This window comes from Rhodococcus koreensis, assembly GCF_900105905.1.
Lineage (GTDB): Bacteria > Actinomycetota > Actinomycetes > Mycobacteriales > Mycobacteriaceae > Rhodococcus_F > Rhodococcus_F koreensis.
This window is the reverse complement of the sequence record NZ_FNSV01000005.1, coordinates 223,263-235,249: the sequence shown is the minus strand read 5'-3', so window position 1 is coordinate 235,249 and position 11,987 is coordinate 223,263. Positions and strand designations below refer to the sequence as shown.

Genomic DNA, 11,987 nt, shown 5'->3' with positions numbered 1-11,987 from the left:
TCGTTCGAAACGCCTCCGTATTCGGCTCGTCAGGTGTGCGCGGAGTCCAGAATTCTTTGTGCCCGCTTTGCGACGGGGAGGTCCACGAACTCACCTCCGGGTAGTCGTATTGCGGCGCCGCCGGCGTTCTCAAATGCTTCGTTGACTTTGAGCCCAGTCGATGTCGTCCTGTCGTGGACTGAATGCGGCTTGAATGGCGGGCAACTGCGCGGGGTGAATCGCGGATTTGCCGAAGAGTCCGAGTTCGCGGTTGTGGGTGGCCTGCCTGATGAGTCCGTCGGGGTCGTCGAGGTGCGGGTAGACGCTGTCGATCGGTGGGGCGATCCCGACGGCACGGGCGGTGACGACGAGGTGGGAGCGCACGTACTGCAGGGGTGCGTCGCCGTTGCCGGTGCCGAGGTCTTTCCGTAGGTCGATGCCGCCGAGCGCGATGTGCGTGACCGCGGGGTGCTCGGCGATTGCGAAGGCGTTGGCGACGCCTTTCGCGGTTTCGATGGCGCAGATCAGGGGCTTTCCGGGAGCTCGTTCGGTGACCCAGCGGATGTCGTCGGGTGTTTCGACCTTGGGGATGCGAATGCCGTGCGCCGATTCGCCGACGGCATCGAGGTCGGCTTCCGCGAGTTCGGTGCCGGGTGCGTTGATCCGCACCCATGCGGTGTGGGTGGTGAGGGCCGATGCGACATTGTGCCCCCTTGCCGTCGCCGTCCGGGCCGTTGCGGCGCAGCAGCGCGGTCACCACGCCGAAGGCGCCGGCGAGTCCGGCGACACCGTCGGCGAGACCGAACGGTGGCAGCGTCGGCGGACCGGTGGTGTCGGAGCGGCACCGCCTGGCCGACCGCGACTCGATCAGGATCGCCGAACTGCGCGACGAGGCCTGGGTGGTCCGCGCCGATGATCACCCCGTCGCGCAGACCATCGAAAAACTCTGTCAGCGAGGCGGTTTCACACCACGGACAAGCGTCTTCGCGCACGATTACGGTGAGGTGCAGGCGATGGTCGCCGTCGAACTCGGTGTGGCCATCGCACCGCGGCTGGCCGTGCTCAATCTCCGGCCCGATGTCCGGTCGATTCCCCTCGCCACCCGCCCGCCGCAACGGCGGATCCTGGTCGCGCATCTGACCGAGCGGCGCCTGAGTCCGGCGGCGCAAGAGGGGATCGCGGTGTGCGCTGCCGCCGCCCACCAACTGCAGGAGGGATTCGAGGCCGGATAGTGCCCGAGCCGGTCGTCGGTCAGATTCGGGAGATGCCGAACGCGTCGGCGAGGTGGATGATCTTCTCGGCCCGGCCGAGCCGGGGCAGGTCGCTGCCGTCGCGGACAACCCGGCCGCGGGCGTCGAAATCGTCGAGGAATTCCCGCGCCCAGGTCACGTCCGAGGGCGTGGGGCTGATGGCCTCGTTGATCACCGGCAGTTGATCGGTGTCCAGGCACAGCTTTCCGGTCAAGCCGAGGGACACGGATACCGCGGACTGTTCGCGCAGCACGGTGTGGCTGTTGCTGACGGTGGGCCCGTCGATCGGCCCCGGCAGATCGCCGATTCGGCTGGCGACCACCAGCCGGGAGCGGGGATAGGCCATGGCGAGGTCGTCCGCGCTGGTGCCGGTATCACGGCGATAGTCGCCGCTGCCGAAGGCTAGCCGGAACACACCGCGGGCGCAGGCAATATCACCGGCCCGGTCGATGCCGAGGGCGGATTCGACCAACGCGAGCACCGGGGTGGCCCCGCCGAGCCGGTCGAAGGTTTCGGTGACATGTTCGGCGGCTTCGGCTTTCGCGAGCATCACCCCCGCCAGTCCGGGAAGCCCGGCGAGGCGATCGACGTCATCGCTCCAGTACACCGAGGACCGGTCGTTGATCCGCACCCAGGCCGAGGCGTGCTCGAGCCAGGCGGCGACCTCCTCCCGTGCGTCGGACTTGAGTTGGGCATCGACGGCGTCCTCGATGTCGAGGACGATCTGGTCCGCGCAGGAGCGGTCGGCCGGATCGAACAGGTCGGTGCGGGTGCCGTTGACCAGGAGCCAGGATCGGGCGATCCGCGTGTCGACCGGCCGGGGCGCGATTGCGATCTTCTCGGGCATCAGGTGTCCTCACCCATCACGGGGCCGGGGCGGTGCGGAGTCCTCACCGCGCGGAGCCGACCAGTACCGGAGCCGGCGCCGGGGCGGTGACGAACAGTTCCGCCGACGCGATGCGGCGGGCCGCCCGGTGTAGGGTGACCGATTCGAGAACCCCGTCGAGGGAAACGGAGAGGTCGACATCGAGTACCCCGGCGGGTGTTCCCACTCGGAGGGATCCCGGCCACTGGACCTGCGTGTTGTCGGTGACGACACCTCCGGTCACGGTGGACGCCGCGGCGACGGCGACCGCGGACGTCAGCCCGATCGCCGGGTGCGGGGCGAGCATCGACAGCATCCGGACCGAGATGTCGTAGTCCTCGGCGCGGATGTCGACGCCGCCGCTGGTGCGGTAATTCCTCGGCGGGCCCACGACACCAACTTTCGGAATCGCATGGGAGACGGGATCTCCCGGCTTGCTCAGTCCCATCCGCAACGACGCTTCCTGTCGCAGCCGGAGCAGCAGCGGCAGGTGTTCGGCGATCGTCTGGTTGTCCTCCGCGCCAGTCAGCCCGAGGTCGGCGGCGTCGAACAACGCCGCCGGGGCGCCGGCGACGACCATCGTGGCTCGGTACGTATGGTCGGCAATCGAGATCCGGTCGGCGGCGGCGCCGGTGGGCAGCAGGGTGGCCGCACCGGCGGCGAGACCGGTGAAGGTGAGACCCACCGGAACCCCCAACGCGCTGGTACCGGGCACGGCCGCGTCGCCCTCGGTGGGGATCATCCCGCCCGGGGTGGCGATCTCGGCATGCAGGACCGCGCCGGTGTTCTGGTTCCGCATCCGCACGGTCGTCACCGCGGAGTCGACCGGAACGAACCCGGACTGCAGCGCGTACAACCCGATCGCGGTGGCGCAGTTGCCGCAGTTGCTGCCCCATTCGACCCGGCGGTCACCGATCGCGACCTGCGCGAAGAGGTAGTCGACGTCGATTCCGGGTTCGCTGGAGCGGCGCACGATCGCCGCCTTCGAGGTGGTCGAGCTGCCCCCGCCGACACCGTCGAGCTGACGCGGATCACCGGAGCCGAACGCGGAGGTCAAGATGGCATCCAGGCCGCCGGCCTGGGCAATGAGCGGATCGACGTCGAATGCGTTGAACAGCCAGCATTTGCTGGTGCCTCCCCGCATCCAGGTTCCATGAAGTGTGAACACGGTCCGGCCCACCTTTCGGGTTTTGAAGAGTCTGTGAGGCACTGCTGGAGGCTCTGATTGGATGGGGAGCGTGCTTCCCAGCGGTGTCCCACTACCCACCCTGACTGACATCAGGGTGGAGAACAATGGCGAATAAGTCGATGAGGGTTAACTTCAGCTAAACCCTCGCGGGCTGTCGACGCGTTAGACCAGCGTCGGGACGACCACCAGCACCAGCCAGCACAGAGCCGGCGCGATCGTGACCACGATGCCCGCGTTGAGGAGCAGCTGGCGGTAGAACCGGGGACGCTCGATGTTCTGGGCATTGGCGAGGACGAGTGCGCCGTTGGTCGAGAACGGGGAGACGTCGACCACGGTGGCGGAGATGGCGAGGGCGGCCACGAGTCCGACGACCGGCAGTGCTCCGGTTTGCAGCAGTGGAAGCGCGAGCGGGATGACCGCGGTGAGAAGCGCTGTCGACGATGCGAACGCCGAGGTGACGCCGATGACGTAGCAGAGGACGACGGCGACCAGCAGCGGTGCGCCGATGGTGATCGCCATCTCGGCGAGGTGATCGATCGTGCCGATCTCTTCCATGAGCGAGATGTAGGTGACCATGCCGGCGACGAGCAGGACCGTGGACCAGCTGATACCGGCGATGGCCTCACTCTGCTTGGACAGGTCGGTGAAGGCGAGGATTGCACCGGCCGCGATGGCGACGAAGCTGATCGGCATGTGCAGGACCAGGACCAGCACCAACACCGCGGCGATCAGGGCGAGGGTGAGTTTCTGGACGCCGGTGACCGGCTGCACGTCGTGATCGGTGACGGTCTCGGTGCGCGGTGTCCGGATGAGTACCTGGGTACCGCCTCCACCGGACGATCCGCCCGGGGTTCCCCCGGGTCCCGAGGTGGGGGTGCGCAGTGCGCTCCCGCCGCCGTCGGGGTCGATGCCAGGGCTCGAGCCGGTAGCGGTGAATTCGAGGTCGTTTCGTACCCGGGCGAGGATGCCGTAGCCGACCACGGTCAGGACCGAGAGCAGCAGGTTGATGCCGTAGCTGGCGAAGAACAGGGTCCAGGGGGCGATCGTCAGGCCGCTCGACTCGACGATGTCACGGACGAGGACGCCGGAGACCGAGATCGGCGAGAACGCGCCGGCGTGCGCACCGTTGATCGTCATGATGCCCATCACCAGCGGGCTCATCCGGGTTCGGGCGGCGAACGACATCGCGGCCGGGGAGATCAATGCGACGGCGGCCGGGCTGAACGTTCCCAGGGCGGTGAGCACCGAGGCGCAGAAGAAGAACACCCACGGAACGACCGTCACCCGTCCGCGGACACCACGTATACAGGCATTGACGAGCAGGTCGATGGTCCCGTTCTTCTTCGCCATGCCGAAGAAGTAGGTGACGCCGATGATCGTCAGCACGATCGAACTGGGGAACTCGGCGAGGATTTCCTTGTCGTCGTAGCCGAGGAGGAAGTACCCCACGACGAACGCGCCGATGAACCCCAGGATGCCGATGTTGATGGGGAAGAAGGTGGCTATCACGAACATTGCCACCAACGCGATCAGTGGCAGTATCTCGATGGAAGTCATGGGCGTACTTTCGGTTCGCTGCGGGGCCGGTCGAACGGCGCCTGGTCGGCGGCCGGTCGCGGCGGACAGATGTGGCGGAGCGGCCAGCGAAGCGGATCGGGAACTGCCGAGAACAGCACCTCATCGCCGCCGCCCGGTGTGAAGGCCAATGCGCGCACCCGGCGGCTTTGCGTGCCGTTCCCGCCGGCTAGGGGATTAGCGACCGTCCGCATGTCACACCCTTCGTTTGATCATTACCCACATCACACTATGAGCGACCAGTGTTTATGACAATGTCGGATTGCTACGATGGGCTTTAGCCAAACTGAAGGATCCGCTGTGGAGGTGTGATGCGTAACCCGTTCGATGTGGTGACCCTGTTCCTGCTCCTCGACATCGCCGAGGCCGGATCCCTCACCGGCGGCGCCGAACGCGCCAACGTCACGCCATCCGCCGCGTCGCAACGCATCGCTAAACTCGAACAGGACATCCGGCAGCCAGTGCTGACCCGCCTGCCTCGCGGCGTCCGGTTGACGGAGGCCGGTGAAATTCTCGTCACGCGTGCGCGGCTGTTTCGCCAGGAAATGCGCGCCGCCCGTGGTGATCTCGAAGCCCTGCGAGGGCTGGAGCGCGGCACTGTGCGACTCGGGTCCTTCCCGACTGTCAGTGCATCCTTGCTCTCGGACGCGTTGAAGGACTATCACGCACGCTGGCCCGGCGTCGACGTGCGCGTCAGATCTGCGGTTCGCCCGCGGCTGCTGGAAATGCTCACCTCCAGCGAAGTCGAGATGGCGTTGCTCTGGAGTTACGACTGGACCGAGGAGACCGAGAAATCGCTCACCCTCGTGCCCCTCATGGAAGACGAGACCGTTCTACTCGTCCCACTCGATGGGCGCTGTACGGGCAATGTCGCCGTGGCCTCGTTGAACTCGGCGAGATGGATTATTCGGAACGCCGACCACCCAGCGGCGGAGGTTCTCTACCGAAGCTGTGATGCCGCAGGATTTACGCCGAATGTCGTCTACGAAGCACACGACTACCAGGAGATCGAAGCGATGGTCGCCGCGGGTGTCGGCATCGCCATGGTTCCGCGCCTGGCGGCAGCACATCACCGCCCCGACGTACAGATGGTTCGATTCCGTCCCACTGATCGAGTCCCCACACGCTCGATCTATCTTGCTTCGCTCGCGCGCCGGCAATACACGCCAAGCATGCACGCTGTCTCTCAGGCACTCCACGATGCCTGCGACGCCATCACTGCGCGACGTTGAAACAGTTGGGAACGCGCTCGCCGGCCGGAGGCACCCACAGTCGGCGAGCGCGAGATCGCGCGGGAGTCATCTCGCTAGGTCTGGTTCGTCGTGCAGAATCCCGCTAGCGAGTCGTGAAATTCACGCACCCGCAGTGAAACTGGCGGCCAACGGCCTACGTCGTAGCGGCACACCATTGGCTTCGAATTCCTCGCGATTCGGCCTGATCAATGCCGGCGTTGTGGTTGTGCGAATCTATCGCTCGCCGGTCACCCGTAGTGCGCTTCGGAGGCGCTCAGCGTATTGGGCAGGTGACAATCCGAAATGGATGAAGATCTCATCAGCCGGAGCTCCGCCGAAGGTCGCCCACCGTCGGGCGAACCGAACGATCTCGTAGGCCTCCCCGTCCAGTCTCGGCTGACCGGTTCGAGTCCGGCTTGCTTCTCGCCGTCGATCGCACCACTGGCGGTATGTTCTGATATCCATTCGGTCGGACGGTTGTTTGCATTGCGTGGAAACGTGTTCCCTCACATCTTGACTCGCAGCGTTCTGATTCACTGTCTTCTCCACTCGGGCCTTCTGATCGCATACGTGTGGGTGGGCGACGGTGGCCTCGTTCTACGCTTGCCGAGGTGGGTGTTCCGGTGAACGCTGAGTCGAAAGGCTTTGCGAAGTTCTTTCAGCGCAGGTGCCGGGACCCATGTCGAAGTTGCCCTCGTGCGACAGCGACGTGCGTTGGCGAGGCTCAGTGCCCAATTCAGGGGGAACGCGATTGGTAAATGTGTGGTGCCCAATCTGCTGTCACGGCGTGCGCAATCGTCGGTCGATTCTCGCGAAGGTGGCTCCCGCACAGCATACTTGAGCTCCTTGCCGAAAGGTCTGGACAATCACCGATCTCGGTCCTGAACTTAATTTGTAACCTAGTTCTAGACTGTGGCACAGATCGCATGATTGAGCAAGGTCCGATTCGGATGGGCGTCGACCGATCTTGCAACCTCGGGGAGTGTGGGCGAGAGGCTGCCCATCGGCGTTCACCTGATCGGCGGTGCGAACAAGCGCTTCGTGGTGTCTACTGCTTTGGAAACTGTTGCAGGAGAAAAATGTCGGCTACCGAAGTTCCCATCCGTGGGTTGCTGCACCCTGGGACTCCTGGTCGTCCCCGCGGGATGTCCGTGTCATCGCGGTTCTGCAGTCGAATCGGGAAGTGTCAGCGACGGTGAACTCCCGTCGTCTCGTTCGTCGGGATGTGTGACCGACGGAGAACACAGCAAGACGGCGGGATGCCGTTGACAACGAAAACGAGCATATGTAATCTCGATCACTGAAACCGTGTTCTAAATGCGGTTACGGAGTGTTTGTGGTGGTCACGCCAAGCCCCCGAGGCCCTCCAGAACGGCATCAGGTCTCGGCCTCTCGCTGCGGTTGTGCGCAATTGCGACAGGGGCACCTACTAGGAGAATCCATGGCTGAGAGAGAACCCGCTCGCCACCGTGTCGAGGTGAACGCAACCCGGCGCGGCGAGCTGCTCACGGAAGCGCTTAGCGAAATCAAGTCGTGCCCCACCAAGAATTCCAGGTTGGTGTCAAAGTGAATTCAGTACCCACAATCGCGCAAGATTGTCGAAAGTTGGTCATTGTCGGAGCCTCGCTCGCTGGACTCCGTGCCGTCGAGGCAGCGCGGACCGAAGGGTTTACGGGTGAGATCGCGCTCATCGGTGACGAGCAGCATTTGCCGTACGACCGGCCACCGCTGTCGAAGGCCTTCCTGGAAGGTCGAACCCAGGACACAACCTTCCGTGACGTCGCCACGCTCACCGACGAACTAGGTGTGCAGCTACACCTCGGTTCCCCGGCAACGGGTCTCGACCTCGAGCACCGAAAGGTCATCGCCGGCGGATCGGAGATCGAGTACGACCGCCTGATAATCGCGACCGGTTCCACTGCCCGAACGATTGATGGCGGGTCAGCACTTCGCGGCGTTCATGTTCTCCGGACCAAGGATGACGCGGTCGCGATCCGGGAAGCGGTCACCCCGGGTGCCCGTGTCATCGTCGTCGGTGGGGGTTTCATCGGTTCAGAGGTGGCGTCTTCCTGTCTCAAGCTCGGTGCCCGTGCCACCATCGTCGAGGCCGCACCGGTGCCGCTGACTCGTGCGGTGGGATCCCTGGGTGCGGCGCTGACCACCCTGCACGGGATGAACGGTGTGGAGGTACGGACCGGACTTGCCGTGGACGAACTCCTCGGCGAAAACCGCATCACCGCCGTCCGGCTGTCGGACGGCTCGATTCTCGAGGCCGATCTGCTCATCGTCGGCATCGGCTCGTCGCCGGCCACGTCGTGGCTCGAGCACTCCGGGCTCGCCCTCCACCCCATCGACAGGGGAGTGCTGTGTGACGAAAACCTGGCAACGAACTCTGACGGAGTCTATGCGGCTGGAGACGTGGCCTACTGGGACAATACAACCTTCGGTCGAAGAATGCGGTTGGAGAATTGGACGAGTGCCGCCCAGCAAGGCGGGCACGCCGCCCGCAACGCACTTCGATCCGATCCGGCTTCCTACGGAACAGTGCCCTACTACTGGAGTGACTGGTACGGCAAGAGAATTCAGTTCGTCGGCCTGCCGGACGCAGAAGAAGTCCGAATCTGTTCCGGCAGTGTCGAAGAAGGCCGTCTAGTTGCCTTGTACCGATCGAAGAATCGAGTTATCGGGGCACTGACGATCAGTCAACCTCGCCACATCATGAAGCTGCGAGCTCAGATAGAAGCTCAGGCGTCGTGGGAGTCGGCAGTCGATTTGGTAGCAGCCACCGAGGCGCTTGTCCGATAACCATGTACCTCGCAGATACACCTACGGGGTCGAGCGGTCTCGTGGAGACCGCGGCCCAACAGCCCCGCGTATCCGCGGATCAACGTGCGCGAGATTCGCATCCCGATAGAGGTGTCGGATCCGGGCATGAAAGGAATACAGATGCGCATCGCGTACGGATTGCACTCAGGTCTGCTCAACGTCGGCGTAGAAGCGGCCCGAGCACACAGCCTCGGTTTCGACACTCTCGCAACCGCTGAGGTCGCCCACGACCCGTTTCTTCCTCTGGTCGCGGCCGCACCATCTGCGGAAGGAATGACGCTGCAGACCCGAATCGCAGTCGCATTCGCGCGGAGTCCGATGATCTTGGCCGGCCTTGCACGCGATCTCAACGTCTTGTGCGGCGGACGCTTCGTTCTCGGATTGGGAACCCAGACGAAGGCACACATCACCCGGCGGTTCGACATGTCGTGGAGTGGACGTCCCGCCACACAAATGCGCGACTACATCTCGGCGATGCGCGCGATCTGGGCGGATTGGGAGGGTGGAGGTACCCTGGCCTACGACAGCGACCACTACCGTTTCTCGCTCATGACGGACACCTTCCGCCCTGGTCCCAGCAATCTACCCGCCCCGGCTGTGCACCTCGCTGCAGTCGGACCAGCGATGACACGCTTGGCAGGTGAGATCTGCGATGGTCTTATTCCGCACAGCTTCAGCACGCCTGCGTGGTTTCACGAAGTGACGATGCCGGCGCTTCGCGATGGACTGGACCGAGGTAGTCGTGACCGCACGTCAATTTCGGTCCACTGTCCAGGTTTCGTTGTCGTGACGGGAGCCGACGGCCCGACACAGAAGGATCTTCGCGCGGTACGCCAGCAGGTGGCCTTCTACGGGTCGACACCTGCCTACGGGGATGTATTGCGTTTCCACGGATGGGCCGCACTTCACGAACAACTGCATCAATTGTCCCGCACGTCAGACACTGACCGGTGGAAACGGATGGCTGACCTAATCGATGACGAAGTACTTGCAGCGTTCGGTGTCATCGGCTCTCTGCCCGAGGTGTGCACCCAGTTGGTCGAGCGTTTTGGTTCCGAGATCGACGCGGTTCAGTTCAATCCGCCCTCCGACGTCACGGCAGCGGAAATGTGGACGGCTCGAGAGATTCTCGAAACCAACACCTGCGTGGAGTCGGTCCAACGTGCGGACGGTGCGTTCACCTCATGACTGCATATGAAACGCTTTTGACGGAAGTCGCGGATGGGGTGGCCACCATCTGGCTCAACCGCCCCGAACAGCGCAATGCCTTCAATCTGGTGATGCTGGAGGAGCTGCATCGGGCGTTCGCCGTCTTCGAAGCTGACGACAACGTGCGCGCCATCGTAGTGACAGGCGCGGGTGGATTCTTCTCGGTTGGATCCGATCTCGGTGGTGGGAAACAGACTCTGTCGAAGACGAGCAATCGCACCGACAAGCACTCCGACGAAGCGCTCGAGCCGTGGATCAAACCGTGGGACATGAGGACTCCGATCATCGCGGCAATCAACGGGTCGGCAGTCGGAGTGGGATTGACCCTGCCGATGACCTGGGACATACGAATTGCGGCTATAGACGCCAGATGCGGATTCGTGTTCAACCGCCGCGGAGTCATTCCCGAGTGGGGTTCACTGTGGCTGGTTCCGCGTTTAGTCGGACTCGCGGGGTGTTTCGACCTGATTCTCAGCGGACGACTGTTCGATGGGCAACAGGCGTTGGCGCGTGGACTGGTGACCGAATCTCTAGCTGCGGAGGACGTCTTACCAGCGGCTCAGAGCCTGGCGCGTGAAATCGCCGTTACAACCTCGCCCATCTCGGTCGGAGTGACCAAACGGGCCGTCTACCAGTTCCTCACAGAGCCTGATCGAGACGTCGCGTACGAGCGTGAACTGAAAATGTTCATGTGGATGACACAACAGCCGGACGCAGTCGAGGGGGTGCAGGCCTTCTTGGAAAAGCGCGCACCTGTGTGGAGTTCCTCGAAGTCCGGCGAACACCCTCCAGGTATTTGTTCGTGAGAACGATCGAAGAATGATGAGCGACATATAGGCGGGGTCGAGTCTGTCACGGCCGGAGGCGCGAAGTGGCGTCCGTCGGATCTCCGTGCCACGGTGCAGGTCTCGCCACAACCAGAAAGCGGTGGAATGTAAATGGGTGGTCGAGTATTCGGCAAGGTGGCGTTGGTCACCGGTGCCGCGCGGGGGCAGGGCCGTGCCGATGCGGTGAGGCTGGCCGAAGAAGGCGCCGACGTGATCGTCGTGGATATCTGTGATCGGCTGCCGAGCGTGCCCTACGAATCCCCGACTCCAGCAGACCTGGAAGAGACAGTGCGGCTGGTAACGAAGACGGGGCGCGAGGTGGTGTCGAGCATCGTTGACGTCCGGAATCTCGACGAGCTCCGCTCGGCCGTGGACTCGGGGGTCGAGCAACTCGGCGGCCTGGATATCGTTGTGGCAAACGCCGGTATCTGTGTGCCGAAGCCGTGGGATCAGGTGACCCCGCAGATCTTCGAGGACGTCATCAGCACCAACGTCGCCGGTGTCTGGAATACCGTTATGGTCGGTGCACCTCATCTGGTCCGTGCGGGAGGGGGTTCGATCATTCTGATCAGCTCCGCGGCAGGTCTCAAGGTGCAGCCATTCATGGTTCCGTACACCACGAGTAAGTTCGCCGTGCGTGGCATGGCGAAGGCATTCGCGGCAGAACTGAGTCAGCACAACATTCGAGTCAACAGCGTGCACCCGAGCGGCGTGAATACGCCGATGGGCACCGGCGGGATGCAGGCGGAGATTCAGAAGGCGATCGCCGGTTATGAGCGACTCGGCGCGATGTTCACGAATATGCTTCCGGTGGATGTGACGGAGCCCGAGGACATTGCCGACACCGTCCTCTTTCTGGCCTCGGACGAGTCGAAGTTCATCACTGCGCACGAGATCGCTCCCGACGCAGGCATCACCGAATTCTGACGAAGCGTGCACCCCGTTCGTGGCCCCTGAACCGGGGCCTCGGACGGGGTGCACGCTTGTCGCCGCGGAGTCCGTCCCGGCTGCCGGGTGAGGCATTCTCGCGCGCCG

Annotated in this window: 8 protein-coding genes and 2 pseudogenes; 6 read left to right on the top strand and 4 right to left on the bottom strand. The window is 63.8% G+C overall.

Features of this window, described 5'->3' with window-relative positions; genetic code table 11:
- Positions 1-29: 29 nt before the first annotated feature.
- A pseudogene (locus BLV94_RS05305) lies at positions 30-708 on the bottom strand (HpcH/HpaI aldolase/citrate lyase family protein); the annotation flags it as partial.
- 98 nt (positions 709-806) lie between these two features.
- Between BLV94_RS05305 and BLV94_RS05300 the strand changes: the two are divergent.
- Positions 807-1,211, top strand: a pseudogene (locus BLV94_RS05300) (LysR substrate-binding domain-containing protein); the annotation flags it as partial.
- A gap of 19 nt (positions 1,212-1,230) precedes the next feature.
- Here the strand turns inward: BLV94_RS05300 and BLV94_RS05295 are convergent.
- The 3 genes from BLV94_RS05295 to BLV94_RS05285 form a co-directional block, all read right to left on the bottom strand.
- The gene (locus tag BLV94_RS05295; protein WP_072946426.1) at positions 1,231-2,076 is read right to left on the bottom strand and encodes an HpcH/HpaI aldolase/citrate lyase family protein; all 846 of its coding nucleotides are present in this window, start codon (positions 2,074-2,076) and stop codon (positions 1,231-1,233) included.
- Between the two features lie 43 nt (positions 2,077-2,119).
- A complete protein-coding gene (locus tag BLV94_RS05290; RefSeq protein ID WP_083395895.1) occupies positions 2,120-3,238 on the bottom strand; it encodes a PrpF domain-containing protein in 1,119 nt (372 codons plus the stop codon).
- 207 nt (positions 3,239-3,445) lie between these two features.
- Complete coding sequence (locus tag BLV94_RS05285) at positions 3,446-4,840, bottom strand: SLC13 family permease (RefSeq protein ID WP_072946427.1); 1,395 nt, start codon at positions 4,838-4,840, stop codon at positions 3,446-3,448.
- A 329-nt stretch (positions 4,841-5,169) separates the two neighbouring features.
- On the opposite strand from BLV94_RS05285, the gene BLV94_RS05275 reads away from it, so the two are divergent.
- From BLV94_RS05275 to BLV94_RS05255, 5 genes are all read left to right on the top strand, one after another.
- The gene (locus tag BLV94_RS05275) at positions 5,170-6,090 is read left to right on the top strand and encodes a LysR family transcriptional regulator (protein WP_072946429.1); all 921 of its coding nucleotides are present in this window, start codon (positions 5,170-5,172) and stop codon (positions 6,088-6,090) included.
- A gap of 1,605 nt (positions 6,091-7,695) precedes the next feature.
- The gene (locus BLV94_RS05270) at positions 7,696-8,895 is read left to right on the top strand and encodes an NAD(P)/FAD-dependent oxidoreductase (protein ID WP_244163509.1); all 1,200 of its coding nucleotides are present in this window, start codon (positions 7,696-7,698) and stop codon (positions 8,893-8,895) included.
- Positions 8,896-8,979: 84 nt separating this feature from the next.
- Positions 8,980-10,104, top strand: a complete 1,125-nt coding sequence (locus BLV94_RS05265) for a TIGR03617 family F420-dependent LLM class oxidoreductase (protein WP_143051345.1) — start codon at positions 8,980-8,982, stop codon at positions 10,102-10,104.
- The gene (locus BLV94_RS05260; RefSeq protein ID WP_072946430.1) at positions 10,101-10,931 is read left to right on the top strand and encodes an enoyl-CoA hydratase-related protein; all 831 of its coding nucleotides are present in this window, start codon (positions 10,101-10,103) and stop codon (positions 10,929-10,931) included. Before BLV94_RS05265 ends, BLV94_RS05260 begins: the two co-directional genes overlap by 4 nt.
- Positions 10,932-11,063: 132 nt before the next feature.
- Entirely contained in the window at positions 11,064-11,879 is an 816-nt protein-coding gene (locus BLV94_RS05255) for a mycofactocin-coupled SDR family oxidoreductase (protein ID WP_072946431.1), read from the top strand.
- The last annotated feature ends 108 nt before the right edge of the window (positions 11,880-11,987 follow it).